At 73.4% G+C, this 16299-nt stretch carries 15 protein-coding genes; 11 read left to right on the plus strand and 4 right to left on the minus strand.

The annotated features are described in order from the left end of the window. Window positions 1-43: 43 nt before the first annotated feature. Both cydB and FHS22_RS18115 read right to left on the minus strand, forming a co-directional pair. Window positions 44-985, minus strand: coding sequence for a cytochrome d ubiquinol oxidase subunit II (gene cydB / locus FHS22_RS18110; RefSeq protein ID WP_184943152.1), 942 nt, complete (start codon window positions 983-985; stop codon window positions 44-46). 10 nt (window positions 986-995) lie between these two features. Beyond that, window positions 996-2411, minus strand: a complete 1416-nt coding sequence (locus FHS22_RS18115) for a cytochrome ubiquinol oxidase subunit I (protein WP_184943153.1) — start codon at window positions 2409-2411, stop codon at window positions 996-998. A 515-nt stretch (window positions 2412-2926) separates the two neighbouring features. Here FHS22_RS18115 and FHS22_RS18120 point away from each other — a divergent pair. Next, window positions 2927-3442, plus strand: coding sequence for a hypothetical protein (locus FHS22_RS18120; RefSeq protein ID WP_184943155.1), 516 nt, complete (start codon window positions 2927-2929; stop codon window positions 3440-3442). A 76-nt stretch (window positions 3443-3518) separates the two neighbouring features. Here FHS22_RS18120 and FHS22_RS18125 read toward each other — a convergent pair whose 3' ends face one another. Further along, window positions 3519-4361 (minus strand): polysaccharide deacetylase family protein, encoded by an 843-nt coding sequence (locus FHS22_RS18125; RefSeq protein WP_260408061.1) that lies wholly within the window; start codon window positions 4359-4361, stop codon window positions 3519-3521. A 944-nt stretch (window positions 4362-5305) separates the two neighbouring features. Here FHS22_RS18125 and FHS22_RS18130 point away from each other — a divergent pair. From FHS22_RS18130 to FHS22_RS18165, 8 genes are all read left to right on the plus strand, one after another. Continuing rightward, entirely contained in the window at window positions 5306-6118 is an 813-nt protein-coding gene (locus tag FHS22_RS18130) for a siderophore-interacting protein (protein WP_184943159.1), read from the plus strand. Between the two features lie 22 nt (window positions 6119-6140). Next, window positions 6141-6926 carry a DUF2071 domain-containing protein gene (locus FHS22_RS18135; protein WP_184943160.1) on the plus strand — a complete coding sequence of 262 codons (786 nt, stop codon included), beginning with the start codon at window positions 6141-6143 and terminating at the stop codon, window positions 6924-6926. 65 nt (window positions 6927-6991) lie between these two features. Beyond that, a complete protein-coding gene (locus tag FHS22_RS18140) occupies window positions 6992-7873 on the plus strand; it encodes an FAD binding domain-containing protein (RefSeq protein ID WP_184943162.1) in 882 nt (293 codons plus the stop codon). Then, window positions 7870-8454, plus strand: a complete 585-nt coding sequence (locus FHS22_RS18145) for a (2Fe-2S)-binding protein (RefSeq protein ID WP_221473766.1) — start codon at window positions 7870-7872, stop codon at window positions 8452-8454. Before FHS22_RS18140 ends, FHS22_RS18145 begins: the two co-directional genes overlap by 4 nt. Beyond that, window positions 8451-10841: an aerobic carbon-monoxide dehydrogenase large subunit gene (locus FHS22_RS18150; RefSeq protein ID WP_260408032.1), complete on the plus strand. Its 2391-nt coding sequence runs from the start codon at window positions 8451-8453 to the stop codon at window positions 10839-10841. Before FHS22_RS18145 ends, FHS22_RS18150 begins: the two co-directional genes overlap by 4 nt. Before the next feature lie 43 nt (window positions 10842-10884). Next, window positions 10885-11682 (plus strand): XdhC family protein, encoded by a 798-nt coding sequence (locus tag FHS22_RS18155; protein WP_221473767.1) that lies wholly within the window; start codon window positions 10885-10887, stop codon window positions 11680-11682. A 72-nt stretch (window positions 11683-11754) separates the two neighbouring features. Beyond that, window positions 11755-12429, plus strand: a complete 675-nt coding sequence (locus FHS22_RS18160; protein ID WP_184943164.1) for an SRPBCC domain-containing protein — start codon at window positions 11755-11757, stop codon at window positions 12427-12429. A gap of 120 nt (window positions 12430-12549) precedes the next feature. Then, entirely contained in the window at window positions 12550-13452 is a 903-nt protein-coding gene (locus FHS22_RS18165; protein ID WP_184943165.1) for a hypothetical protein, read from the plus strand. A 28-nt stretch (window positions 13453-13480) separates the two neighbouring features. On the opposite strand, the gene FHS22_RS18170 is transcribed toward FHS22_RS18165, so the two are convergent. Continuing rightward, window positions 13481-14242 carry a TetR/AcrR family transcriptional regulator gene (locus FHS22_RS18170; RefSeq protein ID WP_184943167.1) on the minus strand — a complete coding sequence of 254 codons (762 nt, stop codon included), beginning with the start codon at window positions 14240-14242 and terminating at the stop codon, window positions 13481-13483. Window positions 14243-14384: 142 nt separating this feature from the next. Between FHS22_RS18170 and FHS22_RS18175 the strand changes: the two genes are divergently transcribed. Beyond that, on the plus strand, window positions 14385-15416 hold the full coding sequence (locus FHS22_RS18175) for an ATP-binding cassette domain-containing protein (protein ID WP_184943169.1): 1032 nt from the start codon (window positions 14385-14387) through the stop codon (window positions 15414-15416). Beyond that, window positions 15413-16243: an ABC transporter permease gene (locus tag FHS22_RS18180; protein ID WP_184943172.1), complete on the plus strand. Its 831-nt coding sequence runs from the start codon at window positions 15413-15415 to the stop codon at window positions 16241-16243. Before FHS22_RS18175 ends, FHS22_RS18180 begins: the two co-directional genes overlap by 4 nt. Window positions 16244-16299: the final 56 nt, after the last annotated feature.

Consider the following 16299-nt stretch of genomic DNA (forward strand, 5'->3'; position numbering starts at 1 on the left):
CCGCGTTCCCCTGCAACTCCTTTCGCCCCGGTCCGCTCCGAGGTCAGGACGGCGCGGCGGTGAGGCGCCTGCGGAAGACCCAGTAGGACCAGGTCTGGTAGCCCACCACGAAGGGCAGGGCGATCAGGCCGATCCAGGTGAGCACGGTCAGCGTGTACGGGCCGGAGGCGGCCTCGGCGACGGTCAGGCCGGGGAGCGGGGCGGGCCACAGGGCGCTGAACAGGGCGGCGCCGGTCAGGGCGATCGACGAGGCGGTGGCGGTGAAGGCCCAGCCGTCCCGGCCGCGCCAGGTCAGGGCCGCTCCGGCGGCCAGGGCGGCCATCGCGGTCAGCGCGAACCCCCAGAGCCAGGGCGAGTCGCCCCACTCCGCGACGGCCGTCCCGGTCGAGGGGATGCCGGACAGCGCCACCACCCCGGCGGGCAGCGCCGCCGCAGAGACGATCATCGCGCTGCGGCGGGCGCGGGCGCGGACCGGGCCGGAGGTCTTGAGCGCGACGAAGACCGCGCCGTGCAGCAGGCAGAGCAGGAGGGAGAAGGCTCCGCCGGTCAGCGCGGCGAGCGCGCTGTCGTGCAGCAGGTCGGCGAAGACCGCGCCCCACAGGAAGGCCGGCAGCGCGCTGCCGCCCGCGATCCCCAGATCGCACCAGGTGCGGTCGGCGGCGTGGTGGACCTTGCCCCGCCACTCCAGCCCGACGCCGCGCACGATCAGCCCGGCCAGGACGAGCACGATCGGCAGGTAGAACTCGCTGAGCAGGCCGGCGTACCAGGCGGGGAAGGCGGCGAACATGGCGCCCACCGCGGTGATCAGCCAGACCTCGTTGCCGTCCCAGACCGGGCCGATCGTGCCGAGGACCTGCTTGCGCTCGGCCTCGCTCCGGGACAGGACCGGGGCCAGCATGCCGACGCCGAAGTCGAAGCCCTCCAGGACGAAGAAGCCCGTCCAGAGGAACGCGATGACCGCGAACCAGAGAGTGGTGAGTTCCATCGGTGCTCCCTCAGTACATCAGGGTCGGCTGGAGCATGACGGCCGTGGTCTCGTCCTGGCCCGGCGGCGAGGCGGGCGGGGCGGGGGGGACCGGCTCAGGTCCCGCCTTGACGTGGCGGACGAGCAGTACGGCCTCGGCCACGGCGAGCAGGCCGTACAGGAGGGTGAAGACCGCCAGGGAGACCGCCACCTCGGTCAGGCTGACGCCGGGGGAGACGCTCGCCGCGGTGAGCAGCTCGCCCTGGACGGTCCAGGGCTGGCGGCCGATCTCGCTGAGCAGCCAGCCCGCGATCATCGCGGCGGCCGGCAGCGGGAGCGCCAGCAGGCAGGCGCGGGCGAACCAGCCGGGGACCGGGCGGCGGCGCCGGGTCAGCCAGAGGCCGAGGACCGACAGCGCCACCGTGCTCAGCCCGAAGGTGATCATCACGCGGAAGGACGCGTAGACCACCGGCACGTTGGGCCGGTAGTCCCCGGGGCCGAACTTCGCGGCGAACTCGGCCTGCAGGTCCTCGGTGCCCCGGACGACCGCGTCCGGGTCGTTGGTGGCCAGGAAGCTGAGCAGCATCGGCACCTCGATCCCCGGAACCGGGGAGAAGGCCGCGCCCGCGGTGTCGCGCTCGAGCCCTTCGGCGGCGGCCAGCTTCATGGGCTGCTGCTCGTACAGGAGCTTGCCGGACAGGTCTCCGGTGCCCGCGGAGACCGCCCCCGCGATCGCCGTCATGACCAGGGCGGCCCGCATCGGGGTGCGCCACATGCTCACCGCGCCCCGGCGCAGCGGGACGGTCCGGTCGGGGTCGCTCCTGCGCTCCTTCAGGATGTTGTAGCCGCAGACCGCGAGCACGAATCCGCCCGCGACGATGAAGGCCCCCGCCACCACGTGCGGGACCTGGGCGAGCGCGGTGGAGTTGGTGAGCACGGCCCACAGGTCCGTCATCCGGGCCTTGCCGTCGACCACCTCGTAGCCGACCGGGTGCTTCATCCAGGCGTTGGCGGCGAGGATGAAGTAGGCCGACAGGTTGGAACCGATGACCGCGGCCCAGATCGTGGCCAGGTGCACGCGCTTGGGCAGCCTGTCCCAGCCGAAGATCCACAGGCCGAGGAAGGTCGACTCCAGGAAGAACGCGAGCAGTGCCTCCAGCGCCAGCGGAGCGCCGAAGACGTCGCCGACGAAGACCGAGTACTCGCTCCAGTTCATCCCGAACTGGAACTCCTGCACGATGCCGGTGACCACGCCCATCGCGAAGTTGATCAGGAAGAGCTTCCCGAAGAACTTCGTCAGCCGCAGGTACTGCTCCTTGCCCGTACGGTGCCAGGCGGTCTGCAGGCCGGCCACGAAGACGCCGAGCCCGATCGTCAGGGGTACGAAAAGAAAGTGGTACACGGTGGTGACCCCGAACTGCCACCGTGCCAGGTCCAGCGCTTCCATGCTTCCCCCAACGACTGAAGCTCTACAAGCCGTAGTGCTACTTCTAGTAGTACTACGGCTTGTAGAGCAATGGGAGGGAGCGGCGCCGCGAGCTGCTGCGATCTTCGTCACACGGCCCGGTTCGAGACCGCACTTCTCTTACGGGCCAGATCGTCCCCTCTGGCTCGCGGCACCGGTCCTTCCCCGGCATCGCCGGGGATGCTCTCCCCGGCGTCCCGGTGTGGTGGGCTGGCGGCCCTGTCCACCGGTGCGCTTCCGGGTCCGCCAGGCCCCCGGAAGCGCATGGCCCAATCGTGCACCGGAGGGAGGAGGCCGCGCGTCCGCCGCTCGGGTGATTCCGGGGTACGCCGGGCGGCGGACGTGATCGGCCCGCGTGCAAGCGCCGCTACGGAGGCGTGCAAGCGCAGATAAAGCGCGGATAAGGAGGAATGAAAGCGGGCCTCGCTATCAATGACTCACAAGCCCGGGGGGGAACCGGCAAGGGGCCGGTCCGAGGGGCTGAGGGAGAGACCATCATGAAGCGACTGACCACCGGCCTGCTGGCCACCGCCGCCACCGCCGCCGCGTTCGCGCTCGCGGTCCCGGCCACCGCGCAGGCCGCCACCCCCGCGACGGCGTCCGCCGCGACCGCCTCGTCCGGCTACGACTACGAGGACTACTGGGGCTCGGTCTACTCGGCCAACCACAAGGCCAAGGCCAAGGGCTGGATCGGCGTCGAGTGGGACCACCACCAGAAGTCCAACGAGGTGCACGTCAGCGGCAAGCTCTACGACCTCGACCACCGCACCTACAAGCAGGGCGGCAAGTGCGCCTACCTGAAGATCCAGGCCCACGGGTTCGGCGACCACCACAACTACTGGGCCGACAGCAAGTACTACAAGTACTGCGGCGCCGGCGGCTACAAGAAGTTCCACTTCTCCAGCCACGACACCGACGCCGTCCGGGTGAAGGTCTGCCAGATCGGCCTGCACAGCTCCTACCCGACCCGCTGCGGCGACTGGGACTACCTCTACACCGCCGAGAGCGAGTGACCGCATATATCCCGGGACGGCCCGCCCCTCTGAGGGGGCGGGCCGTCCGCGTCTCGGGGCGTCTCGGGTCCGCGTCTCAAGGTGCGGGCGGACCGGTGACTCCGGCGGCCCTGAGGTAGGCGTCGAGGTTGCCGAGCTCGAAGCCGCGGCGCCTGATCTTGTCGAGGAGGATGCGGAAGTCCCGCGACAGGCCGGGGCGGAAGTGCAGCAGCAGCACGTCGCCGGGGCGGAGCTTCTTGTCCGGGACCTGGTAGGCGATCTTCCCGCCCGGCTGGACCGTCGCGGTCCAGAGCAGCAGGGCCCTGGCCCCGCAGGCCTTGGCCGCCCGCCGGGTCAGCGTGTTGTGGTTGCCGAACGGCGGGCGCAGCAGCGCCGGCGCGGTCCCGGTCCGCCTGCGGATCAGCTTGGCGGCGCCGCAGATCTCGGCGCGCTGCCCCTCGTAGCCGAGCGCGGGCAGGCTGGGATGGGTCAGGGTGTGGTTCTCGACCGTCGCGCCCGCCTCGCGCAGGCTCCGGACGTAGTCCCACCCGCCGGCGCCCAGGTACTTCCCGCCCTGGGCGGTCGGATCGGCCGCGCCCCGCGCCTCGACGGCGTCGCGGGTGACGAAGGCGGCGATGGGGATGCGCTCCTCGCGGACCTGCCTGACGAAGCCCGGATCCTGCTCCCAGCCGTCGTCGATGGTGAGGAAGACGACCTTCCGCCTGGTCGGGATGGAACTGATCACCGGTGGCAGCCCGTCGGCGGGCCGGGGGACGCGGTCCACCTCGCCCGGCTCCGGCAGCGCGCCCGGCGGGCCGGCGGGAGCGGGCGAGGCGGTCGGGCGGGCGGAGGCCGTACCGGCTGCCTGCGGGGACGCTCCGGCGGCGGGACCCTGCTCCCCGGCGGTTCCGCACCCGGCCGCGGCCAGGACCGCCAGCATGGCTGCCAACCCGATTTTTCGTGATTTATCCCCCGCCATGGGTGACCATCCTGCCAGGGGTGGGATGCCGGCCGGAATCCGGTCGCGGGGGTCACCTCTCGAGGAAGGTCTCCTCGCGGAGGTCGGCGGGACCGGGCTTGCCTACCGGGAGCCCGCTCAGGAGGGCGCTCCGTACAGCTTCGCCAGGTCGATGAGGCCGACCCGCCCGGAGGCGGCCGCATCCTCCAGGTCGCCGGTGAAGCCGGAGCGCGAGAACACGATGAACGCCGCGTCATGGGCATCCCAGCCGTGCGAGACAAAATGTGCGAGGGGTCGAGGAGACTTGCCTCCAGCCAGTCGCCGAAGCCGCCCGGCAGCGGAGGGGAGCCGATGACATCGCGGTATCCGGGTGCGCCCCCGATGGCCGCATCGACGAGAAACGCGGTCTCGGGGCCGGACTCCCAGAAGGCCGCGGCGTCGCGGTGGCGGAACGGGCCGATCCTCATGTCCAGCACCGCGCGGCCTCGCAGCGCCTGATCGCCGGAGAGCAGTGTGGACATCACCGAGAGGGCGGATCCGCACAGGATCAGCTTGAAAGGCGAATGTCCCGTGGAAGGCCCCCGCTGGTCGTAGAGGGCCTGGATGGCCGAGGGCGGTTCGGGCGAGTGTGCGCTCAGGTAGGGAAGCTCGTCGAGGACCAGGAGCGGAGGGGTGGCGGTCCCCGATCGCGACAGCGGGTCCACAGCGGTGTCGAGAGCCTGGACCCAGTCGTCGAAACGGCCGATCCGGTATCCCAGAGCCTGCGAGAGCGAGCCGGCGAACCGGTTGAGAGCCATGGTGCGGCTCTGCCTCAGGGCCAGGGTGTAGGTGCCGCCAGAGACGGCTCTCTGGTTGACATCAGGCCGGGGCGGATGCATCTTAGCTAAGCCTTACCTAATTTACATCGAAAGCGGCGAAATCTGATCATGCATGAGACCCGGATCGTCCGGTACGACCTCACGCCCCGCCTGCTGGAGGTGGGGCGCGCCGAATGGATCACTCCCACGACCGTGCGGGTGACCCTCACCGGTGACGGGCTGGCGGGCTTCCAGGAGCGGGCGCCCCAGGACCACGTCAAGTTGTTCTTCCCGGTGGACGGGGCCGAGCTGCCGGTCATGCCGGCCATCGGCCCCGGCGGCTGGGAACTGCCGCCCGGCGCCCCCCGCCCGGTCTTCCGCGACTACACCGTCCGGCAGCACCGCCCGGAGGCGGGCGAGCTCGACATCGACATGGTGGTCCACGGCCACGGCCCCGCCTCCACCTGGGCGGCCCAGGCCGCGCCGGGGCAGCGGATCGGCGTGCTCGGGCCGCGGGGCTCCGTCGTGGTCCCCTTCGACTTCGACTGGTACCTCCTGGCCGCCGACGAGACCGGCCTGCCCGCCCTGGCCCGCTGGCTGGAGGCGCTGCCCGCGGGCGCGCGGGCCATCGCCTTCGCCGAGGTCGCCGACGCCCGCGAGGAGCAGCACCTGGAGACCGCCGCCGACGTCACACTGACCTGGCTGCACCGCGACGGCGCCGCCCCCGGCTCCTCCGACGTGCTGGAGCGGGCCGTGGCGGGGCTGGAGCTCCCGCCGGGGGACGGGTTCGCCTGGATCGCGGGGGAGGCCGGGGTCCTCAAGCCCATCCGCCGCCACCTGCGCGCGATCGGCCACCCCAGGGAGTGGACGGACGTCGACGGCTACTGGAAGCGCGGCACCGCCAACCTCGACCACCACCGGGACCAGGACGAGGAGGAGTGACGGTGCGCCTATCCTCTCCGCCATGACCTTCAGCGGGACTCCCCGGCCGCGCCTGCGCTGGCACCACGCCGAGACCGAGCTCGACGACTTCGCGATCATCAGCTACCGGGTGCCCGCCGGCGCCCTCGCCGCACTGCTGCCCGCCGGGTTCGCCCCGATGGAGTTCGCCTTCGCCGACGGGGAGTCCGCGGCCATGGTCTCCGCGGTCGCCTTCCGCGACCGGGACTTCCACTTCCGCTTCTGCCCGCCGGCGGCGATCAGCTGCGGCCAGATCAACTACCGCGCCTACGTCACGGCGGGCGGCGAGCCCGGCGTCTGGTTCTTCGGCACCGCCCTGGACCATCCGGTGGTCGCGGTGCCCCGGCTGCTGTGGGGCATGCCGTGGAGCCGGGCCCGCATCGCGATCACCGCCGACTGGCGCGCCGCCCCGGCGCGCTGGCGGCTGGACGGCGACGGCGTGCGCTGCGAGGCCGCGGAGCTCCCCGCGCCGCCCGGGAGCCTGGACGGGTTCACCGGGGAGAGCCACTGGATGGAGATGCTCACCCATCCCACCCTCGGCTGGTACCGCCGCCGGGGCGGCCGGGTCGGCACCTACAGCATCTGGCACCCGCCGATGCGCCCCCGCCACCTGGCCGCCTCAGCCGCCCGGTTCCGGGTCTTCGAGGATCTCGGCCTGACCGCGCCGGAGTCCGAGCCGCACTCGATCCTGGCGCAGGAGAGCATCCACTTCGACATCCACACGCCGCCCCGCCGGTCGCGGAACCGGGACGCGCGCCGTCCGGGGAGGCCCGATCGAGCAAATGCTTGATTGCGGATTGTCCGATCGCCTCCGGCGGACGAGGATGGGCGCAACGCGTCCCCGGGAGGCACTCGATGCAGGTTCCCGCACGGTTCGAGTACGAGAGGGCGAACAGCGTGCCGCACGCGCTCGCCCTTCTGGAACGGCACGGCCCGGAGTCCCGGGTGATCGCCGGAGGGCACAGCCTCATCCCGATGATGAAACTGCGGCTGGCCCGGCCCGAGGTGCTGATCGACATCAACGGCCTGGCCGAGCTCTCCGCCCTCGGAGTGGAGGGGGACGCGCTGCTCGTCGGGGCGCTGGTACGGCATGCGGAGCTTCTCGCCGACCCTGAAGTCGGGCGATATTTCCCGATTTTTCATGATGCAGAGCGGGTGATCGCCGACCCTGTGGTCCGCAACCGGGGCACGGTCGGCGGCTCACTCTGCCAGGCCGACCCGTCGGAGGACCTCTCGGCCGCCTTCGCCGCGGTCCGGGCCACGGCGCTGGTCCAGGGACCGGGCGGCGTCCGCGAGGTGCCGATCAGGGACTTCCACCGCGGGCCGTACGAGACGGCCGTGGAGCCCGGCGAACTGCTCACCGGGCTCCGGGTGCCGATCCGGCCCGGCGCCGGCAGCGCCTACGAGAAGGTCGAGCGCCGGGCGGGCGACTGGCCGGTCGCCGCGGCCGGGTCGCTGCTCCGCCTCGGCGACGGGGTGATCGCCGAGGCCGGGATCGGGCTGACCGCCGTCGGCGCCGAGCACTTCGCCGCCCCGGAGGCCGAGGCGTACCTGGTGGGAAGGGCCCCGGGTGCGGCGGCCTTCGCGGAGGCCGGGCGGATCGCCGCCGCGCACTGCAACCCCAGGGCGGACCAGCGTGGCCCGGCGGCCTACAAGCGCCACCTGGCCGGAGAGCTCGTCCGCCGCGTGCTGACCAGGGCCGCCGCCCGGGCGGGGAGTCCGGAGGGAGAAGAGTGACCGTGCAGATCACCGTGACCGTGAACGGGCAGCCGTACACCAGGGACGTCGAGCCGCGGCTGCTGCTGGTGCACTTCGTCCGGGACGAGCTGGCGCTGACCGGCACCCACTGGGGCTGCGACACCTCCAACTGCGGCGCGTGCGTGGTCCACCTGGACGGCACGCCGGTCAAGTCGTGCACCGTGCTCGCCGTGATGTGCGACGGGCAGCAGGTCACCACGGTCGAGGGCCTGGAGCGCGGCGGCGAGCTCGACGCCGTGCAGAAGGGCTTCGCCGAGTGCCACGGCCTGCAGTGCGGCTTCTGCACGCCCGGCATGATGCTGACCGCCCGCTGGCTGCTCGACCGCGACCCCGACCCGGACGAGGGCCGGATCCGCGAGGCGATCTCCGGCCAGCTCTGCCGGTGCACCGGCTACGAGAACATCGTCCGCTCCGTCCGCTGGGCGGCCCGGCAGGAAGCGGGCCGGCGCGGGGCGGACCAGGGCAGGGCGGATCGGGGCGGGGCGGATCGGGGCGGGGCGGACCACGGGGGAGCCGGCCGCGCGACGGGTGAGGGGACGCACGAAGGGACGAGGGCATGACCGAGGGCACGACGGCGGCCCCCATGGGCTTCGGCCGGATGCACCGCAAGGAGGACGCGCGTTTCGTCCGGGGCCGCGGTACCTACGTCGACGACGTCCGGCTGCCCGGCATGCTGCACGGCGCGATCCTGCGCAGCCCGTACGCGCACGCCCGGATCGTCTCGGTCGACGCCTCGGCCGCCGAGGCGCACCCCGGGGTCAAGGCGGTGATCACCGGCGAGACCCTGGCCGGGATGGGGCTGGCCTGGATGCCGACCCTCTCCGCCGACGTGCAGGCCGTACTGGCCACCGACAAGGTCCGCTACCAGGGGCAGGAGGTGGCGTTCGTCGTCGCCGAGGACGCCTACACGGCGCGGGACGCGCTGGAGCTCATCGAGGTCGAGTACGAGCCGCTGGAGCCGGTGATCGACGCGCGCCGCGCGCTGGACGAGGGTGCCCCGGTGATCCGCGACGACGTCGAGGGCCGGACGGGCAACCACATCTTCGACTGGGAGGCGGGTGATCGCGAGCAGACCGACGCGGTCTTCGAGCGGGCCGAGGTGACGGTCGCGCAGGACATGCTCTACCCGCGCGTGCACCCCGCGCCGCTGGAGACCTGCGGGGCGGTCGCCGACTTCGACAGGGTCACCGGCAAGCTCACCGTCTGGTGCCCGACGCAGGCCCCGCACGCGCACCGCACGCTCTACGCGCTGGTGGCCGGGCTGCCCGAGCACAAGATCCGGGTGATCTCCCCGGACATCGGCGGCGGCTTCGGCGGCAAAGTCGGGATATATCCGGGATATGTATGCGCGATCGTCGGCTCCATCGCCACGGGCCGCCCGGTCAAGTGGATGGAGGACCGCTCCGAGAACCTGATGAGCACCGCCTTCGCTCGCGACTACCACATGCGCGGCGAGGTCGCGGCGACCCGCGACGGGAGGATCCTGGCCATCCGCGTCAAGGTCCTCGCCGACCACGGCGCGTTCAACGGCACCGCCCAGCCGACGAAGTTCCCCGCCGGGTTCTTCGGCGTCTTCACCGGCTCCTACGACATCGAGGCCGCGCACTGCGAGGTCACCGGCGTCTACACCAACAAGGCCCCCGGCGGCGTCGCCTACGCCTGCTCCTTCCGCATCACCGAGGCGGTCTACCTGGTCGAGCGCATGATCGACGTGCTCGCCTGCGAGCTGGACGCCGACCCGGCCGAACTGCGGATGAAGAATCTCATCCGGCCCGAGCGCTTCCCCTACACCTCGCCCACCGGCTGGGAGTACGACTCCGGCGACTACCCCAGGGCGCTGCGCCTGGCCCTGGACATGGCCGAGTACGACAAGCTCCGCGCCGAGCAGGCCGAGCGGCGGCGCGGCGGCGGCCCGCTGCTCGGCGTCGGGATCAGCTTCTTCACCGAGGCCGTCGGCGCGGGCCCGCGCAAGCACATGGACATCCTCGGCCTCGGCATGGCCGACGGAGCCGAGCTGCGCGTGCACCCGACCGGCAAGGCCGTGCTCCGGGTCTCCTGCCAGTCGCAGGGCCAGGGCCACGAAACCACGTTCGCGCAGATCGTCGCGCACGAACTGGGCGTCTCCCCGGACGACGTCGAGGTGGTCCACGGCGACACCGACCAGACCCCCTTCGGGCTGGGGACGTACGGCTCCCGCTCCACCCCGGTCTCCGGCGCGGCGACCGCGATCGTGGCCAGGAAGGTCAGGGAGCGGGCCCGGCTGGTCGCCGCGGCGATGCTGGAGGCCTCCCCGGACGACCTGGAGTGGTCGGTCTCCGAGACCGGGGGACGCTGGTCGGTCCAGGGCTCGGCGGAGCACGGCCGGAGCATCCAGGAGATCGCGATGGCGGCCCACTCGAACCTGGAGCTGCCCGAGGGCGTCGAGGGCCACCTGGACGCCGTGACCGTCTACAACCCGCCCAACCTCACCTATCCCTTCGGCGCGTACGTCTGCGTCGTGGAGGTGGACCCCGGCACCGGCCAGGTGAAGGTCCGCCGGTTCACGGCCGTCGACGACTGCGGGGTGCGGATCAACCCGATGATCGTCGAGGGCCAGATCCACGGCGGCCTGGCCGACGGGGTCGGGATGGCGCTGATGCAGCTGATGGCCTTCGACGAGGACGGCAACCACCTGGGCGCCTCCTTCATGGACTACCTGCTGCCGACCTCGATGGAGTGCCCGTCCTGGGAGCTCGGCGAGACCGTCACCCCCTCGCCGCACCACCCGATCGGCGCCAAGGGCGTGGGGGAGTCGGCCACGGTCGGCTCGCCCGTCGCGGTGGTCAACGCGGTGCTCGACGCGCTGCGGCCGTACGGCGTCCGCCACGCCGACATGCCGCTCACCCCCGCCAACGTGTGGAGCACCCTGCAGGGCGAGCCGCTCCGGACGGACCTGGCGATCACCTGAGCGGTCCGGGGACACGGCGGGCGCGACCGACGGAGGAGGATCCGTGAGCGAATTCCTGGGCATGCCGGAGCCCCGCGCCCGCACCACCGAGGCGCCGGGCCGCCCGGCGGACCCGCCGCGCGCCGGGCGGGAGCCGTACGTCATGGCGACGGTCGTCCGGGCCGAGCGGCCCACCAGCGCCAAGCCGGGCGACCGGGCGCTGGTGCGTGCCGACGGGACCATCGAGGGCTTCGTCGGCGGGCAGTGCGCCACCTCGACCGTGCGCGCCCAGAGCCTGCGGCTGCTGCGCAGCGGGAACTCGACGCTGCTGCGCATCACCCCGGCGGTGATGGAGCCGTACGAGGAGGAGGGCCTGGTCGCGGTCGGGCAGCCCTGCCTGTCCGGCGGGACGCTGGAGATCTTCCTGGAGGCGGTGCTGCCGCCCGTGCTCGTCCAGGTGTGCGGCGAGAGTCCGATCGCGATGGCGCTGGAGCGGGTCGGCGCCGCCCTGGGGTACCAGGTCGAACGGGCCGCCGGCCCGCCGCCGCCGGACACCGCGGCCGCGGTGGTGGCCTCGCACGGCGTCGGCGAGGTCCCGGCGCTCGCGGCGGCGCTGCGTGCGGGCGTGCCGTACGTCGGGCTGATCGCCAGCCGCCGCCGTGCCGCGGCCGTGCTCGCCGAGGTGGAGGGCGGCGAGCGGGTGCACGCCCCGGCCGGGCTCGACCTCGGCTCCCGCACGCCCGGCGAGGTCGCTCTCTCGGTGTACGCCCAGATCATCGCGGAGCGCTCGCGGTCCGCGCGGGCGGAGGGCGGGGGGCCGGTGCCGGACGGGCGCGCCGGGTCCCGGTGCTCCGAGGGATGACAACCGCCGGCGGCGCCGGAGGGCAGATGTTGCTCTTAACCCCGCGGCCGGCGATTGCCTAGGGTGCTGGGTGTGAAAGTCGTAGGCAGCGCCGTGCTCGGCGCCGACAGGGACCGGGTGTGGTCCGCGCTGCAGGATCCGGCCGTGCTGGTGCGCACGATCCCGGGGTGCGAGCGCCTGGAGGAGACGGGGCCCGACACCTACCGGATGACCGTCACCGCGGGGGTGGCCTCGATCAAGGGCCTCTACCAGGGCGAGGTCGCCCTGTCCGAGCCCGAGGCCCCGCACCGCTTCGTGCTGCGGGCCCGCGGTCAGGGCGCGCCCGGCACCGTGGACGCCACCGTGGAGGTACGGCTCAGCGAGGTCGACGGCGGCACCCGGGTCGACTACGACGCCGAGGCCGTGGTCGGCGGCATGATCGGCGGTGTGGGCCAGCGCATGCTCGGCACGGTGGCGAAGCGGACCGCGGGGGAGTTCTTCTCCGCGGTCGAGAGTCACCTGGTCTCCGGAGGACCCGGCCTCGTCCCCGACGGGCTTGCCGCGCCGGGGACGCCGGGGGCCGGGGACGCCGCGGCTCCCGTGCCCGCCCGTTCCGGAGAGGCCCAGGTCTTCGAGCGGCCCGCGCCGGCGCCGCGCCAGGGCGTGCCCGCGTGGACGGTGGTCACCGCGTTCGGCATGGGCGCGGGGGTCGCGCTCGGCAGCGCCGTGATCGGCTGGCTGCTCGGCCGCGCCGGCCGGAAGGGCTGACCTCCGGAGCAGGTCCGGCGGGGTGCGGCCGGGAACCGGTTCCGCCGGGCCGTACCCCTTGGAAGGGGCGATCCTTCACAAACCCTCGCGATTGGAGATCTTCCGGCGTAACGTGACGGTATGCGCGAGGCACGTGCGGAGGATGCCCGGACCGAGGCCAGACGACTGATCCGCGACCTCCTCGGTGAGGAGCGGCCGTCCGCCGGCGCCCTGCTGCGGGAGGCGGCGGCGGTGCTGGGCGGCGACCGGGTCGCGCGCTGCGCCGAGCTCGCCCGCGGTGCCCCGCTGACCCGCCGGTCCGCCGAGCTCGCCTCACTGGCCGGGCTGCTGGTGGGCACCCGCGAGCTGGGAGCGGAGTGGTGGGAGCGGAGCGGGGGCGGCAAGCGGCCCGCCCCCGACGAGGTGCTCCGCACCGCGACCGCCGTCGACCCGTGGACCGACCTGACCGTGCTGGAGATGCTGGCCGCCTGGATCGCCGACGACGCCGCGGACCGGGCCTGGGGTCCGCCCGCCGCGGTCACCGACCTGAACTCCTGGCAGGCCGAGGACCGGGTCGAGCTCCCGCGCGACGCCGTGCCGGGCCGGCGGATCGTGGTCTCCTTCGACGCCGGCGGGCGGCTCGACGCCGTGGTGATCCGCCGCCCCGACGACGACCTCGGCTCGAACCTGGACTTCAACTCGCTCCGCTACTCCCGTCCTGCGGAGGCCCAGTGGAGCTGGGGCGTGGCGGCGGGCCTGGGCCCGCACCGCCTCGACGGCGAGGACCCGGATCCGTACGGCGCCCCGGTGGACGCCGCGGCCGCGCGGACCCTGCGCGCCTGGACGCTGCGCCACGGCGCCACGGCCGAGCAGGCGGGTCCTGAGTGGCAGGTCAAGGGCGACGTCGTCGCCGCGATCGAGCGGGTCGACTGGATGTGGCGCAGCGGCGAGTGGTTCGCCTGGTGGCGCGGGGTCTCCGCGCTGGTCGACGGCGACCCCGCCCAGCTCGCCGCCCGCCTGGAGGAGATCGCCGCCGCCCCCTGAGCCTTCCGCCCCGGTCCTCGGGGGCCGGCTACCTCCCCGCCATCAGTGCCTCGACCCCGTCGAGGATCCGCGCCAGCCCGAAGGTGAGGGCGTGGTCGGGGTCGGCGGCCCCCTGGTGCGACTCGCCCGCCGCCGTGCCGACCCGGGAGGCCACCGGGAAGCGGGAGGGGTCCATGACCTTGTCGAGGACGGGCGCGCTCGCCAGCCACCACTCGGTCTCGCTCATCCCCGTGTCCCGCTGCACCTGCGCCAGGCTCGCCCGGACCCGGGCGGCGCCCTCGACGTGGGTCAGGACCAGGGCGAGGACGGAGTCCATCTCGACGTCGGACAGGCCGATGCCGTCCAGCGGGCGGAGCTCGGCCTCGTACTTGAGCGAGGCGTTCGGGCCGACCACCGGCCGGGCGGTGACGGTCTGCAGCATCCAGGGGTGCCGCCGGTAGAGCTCCCAGTTGCGCGCGGCGACGAACTCCATGGCCTCCCGCCACCCGCCGGGCTGCGACGAGGGCTCGTCCACGGCGCCGTAGAGCTCCCCGTAGACGGTGTCCGTCATCAGGTCGGCCAGCTCGGCCTTGCCCGGAACGTGCGTGTAGAGGGACATGGTGCCCACGCCCAGCCGCTCGGCGACCCGGCGCATGGACAGCGCGTCGAGCCCCTCGGCGTCGGCGATCCCGACGGCGGCCTCGATGATCGCCCGCACCGTCAGTCCGGACCGCCCCGCCCTGGTGTGCGACCCCCACAGCAGCGCCAGGCTCCGGGCCGGGTCGCCGCCGGAACTCTTCTTCCCGTCCACCGGAACACACTCCCACCCTCGTCGTCGGCCTCATCGTACCGCCTTCCGTACGATGTACGGTACAATGTACGGTAGAGTCCGCGCCGCAGCGCGACCGGGACGGCGGAGACGGCCGGATCCGGCGCGCGGGAGGAGGACGACGATGCAAGAGGCGGAGAGCACGATCACCGCGGAAGGCGTGCGGAAGCGTTACCCGGGAGCCCCCGACGGCACCGGGCTGAACGGGTTCGACCTGCGGGTCGCCGCAGGATCCGTCTGCGGGCTGCTGGGCCCGAACGGAGCGGGGAAGACCACGGCGGTCCGGATCCTGTCCACGCTGCTGGAGATGGACGCGGGCCGGGCGAGCGTCGCCGGGTTCGACGTGCGGACGCAGGGACGCCGGGTCCGCGAGCGCATCGGGCTGGTGGGCCAGTACGCCGCGGTCGACGAGATCCTGACCGGCCGGCAGAACCTGGTGATGTTCGGCCGGCTGAACCGCCTGCCCGTCGCGGCGGCCAGGCGGCGGGCGGACGAGCTCCTGGAGCGGTTCTCGCTGGCCGGGGCCGCGGGCAGACCGGTGGGCGGCTACTCGGGCGGCATGCGCCGCAGGCTCGACCTCGCGGCGAGCCTCGTCGTCTCGCCGCCGGTGCTGTTCGTCGACGAGCCGACCACCGGCCTCGACCCCGCCGCCCGCCGGGAGGTGTGGACGGCCGTGCGCGAGCTGGTGGACGAGGGCACCACGGTCCTGCTGACCACGCAGTACCTGGAGGAGGCCGACCGGCTGGCCGACCGCGTCTCCATGCTGAAGGAGGGCCGGGTCGTCGCGGAGGGCACCCCCGACGGGCTCAAGTCCGCCCTCGGCGGCGACTGGATCGAGATCGTGTTCGCCGGCCCGGCGGACGCCGAGGCGGCCAGGCCCATCGCCGCCCGGGTCGCCTCCGGGGAGCTGCGCCTCGACGGCCCCGCCCACCGGATCGGCGTCCCCGTCGCCGAGCGCACCAGGGCGCTCGTCCGGGTCGCGACCGCGCTGAACGAGGCGGGGATCGAGCCGGAGGACATCACGCTCCGCCGCCCGACGCTCGACGAGGTCTTCCTCCACCTGACCGGAGGGGCCGCGGGCACCGAGGCGGAGAGACCGGCGGCGCGCGTGAACGCGGCCACCGGACCCGAGGACCCGGCAGAGGAGACCGTATGAACGCCACCACCCGCCGCCTCCCCTCCGGCGCGCCGCTGCCCCGGCTCGGCCGGGCACTGGCGGACGCCTGGACGATCACGCTGCGCGACCTGAACCACTGGGCGCTGCGGCCCGGCACGGTCATCGTCGGCTGGCTCTTCCCCGTCATGACCGTGCTGATGTTCGGCGGCCTGTTCGGCGGCGCGATCAGCGTGCCCGGCGGGGGCGGCTACTTCGAGTTCCTCATGCCCGGCATGTTCACGCTGACCATGCTCTTCGGCCTGGAGACCACCATGACGGCGGTGACGACGGACGCCGCCAGGGGGGTGACCGACCGGTTCCGCTCGCTGCCGATGAGCTCCTCGGCCGTCGTGCTGGGCCGGTGCGCCGCCGACATGCTCAACTCGGTCGGCGGCCTGGCCGTCATGATCGGCGCAGGGCTGCTGCTGGGCTGGAGCTGGCACGGCGGTCCGGGCGCCGCCCTGGCCGCCGTCGGGCTGCTGCTCCTGCTGCGCTTCGCCCTGCTCTGGGTGGGCATCTTCATCGGTCTCGCCGCGGGCGGGCCGGAGGCGGTGACCTCGGTCCAGATCCTCGTCTGGCCCGTCGGGTTCCTGTCCGGCGTCTTCGTCGACCCGGCCACCATGCCCGCCTGGCTGGGCGCGATCGCCGCGTGGAACCCGCTCTCGGCGACGGCCGCGGCCGCCCGCGAGCTCTTCGGCAACCCCGGGCACGGGGGAGGCTCCTGGATCGAGCAGCACGCGATGCTCATGGCGGCCGGATGGCCGGTGCTGCTCGTCGCGGTCTTCCTCCCGCTCTCGGCCCGCACCTTCCGGAGGCTGAAGGGCTGATCCCGGCGGGGTACGGCGGCGCGGAGCGGCCGGGCCCGAGGCGGGGCGGGGGCCCG

Source organism: Thiemannella venezuelensis (genome assembly GCF_014203605.1).
Taxonomy (GTDB): domain Bacteria; phylum Actinomycetota; class Actinomycetes; order Streptosporangiales; family Streptosporangiaceae; genus Planomonospora_A; species Planomonospora_A venezuelensis.

What these genes read in the sequence shown, in the direction of transcription:
- cydB (WP_184943152.1), bottom strand. Translation starts at nt 985, where the DNA reads ATGGAACTCACCACTCTCTGGTTCGCGGTCATCGCGTTCCTCTGGACG.
- FHS22_RS18115 (WP_184943153.1), bottom strand. Translation starts at nt 2,411, where the DNA reads ATGGAAGCGCTGGACCTGGCACGGTGGCAGTTCGGGGTCACCACCGTG.
- FHS22_RS18120 (WP_184943155.1), top strand. Translation starts at nt 2,927, where the DNA reads ATGAAGCGACTGACCACCGGCCTGCTGGCCACCGCCGCCACCGCCGCC.
- FHS22_RS18125 (WP_260408061.1), bottom strand. Translation starts at nt 4,361, where the DNA reads ATGCTGGCGGTCCTGGCCGCGGCCGGGTGCGGAACCGCCGGGGAGCAG.
- FHS22_RS18130 (WP_184943159.1), top strand. Translation starts at nt 5,306, where the DNA reads ATGCATGAGACCCGGATCGTCCGGTACGACCTCACGCCCCGCCTGCTG.
- FHS22_RS18135 (WP_184943160.1), top strand. Translation starts at nt 6,141, where the DNA reads ATGACCTTCAGCGGGACTCCCCGGCCGCGCCTGCGCTGGCACCACGCC.
- FHS22_RS18140 (WP_184943162.1), top strand. Translation starts at nt 6,992, where the DNA reads ATGCAGGTTCCCGCACGGTTCGAGTACGAGAGGGCGAACAGCGTGCCG.
- FHS22_RS18150 (WP_260408032.1), top strand. Translation starts at nt 8,451, where the DNA reads ATGACCGAGGGCACGACGGCGGCCCCCATGGGCTTCGGCCGGATGCAC.
- FHS22_RS18165 (WP_184943165.1), top strand. Translation starts at nt 12,550, where the DNA reads ATGCGCGAGGCACGTGCGGAGGATGCCCGGACCGAGGCCAGACGACTG.
- FHS22_RS18175 (WP_184943169.1), top strand. Translation starts at nt 14,385, where the DNA reads ATGCAAGAGGCGGAGAGCACGATCACCGCGGAAGGCGTGCGGAAGCGT.
- FHS22_RS18180 (WP_184943172.1), top strand. Translation starts at nt 15,413, where the DNA reads ATGAACGCCACCACCCGCCGCCTCCCCTCCGGCGCGCCGCTGCCCCGG.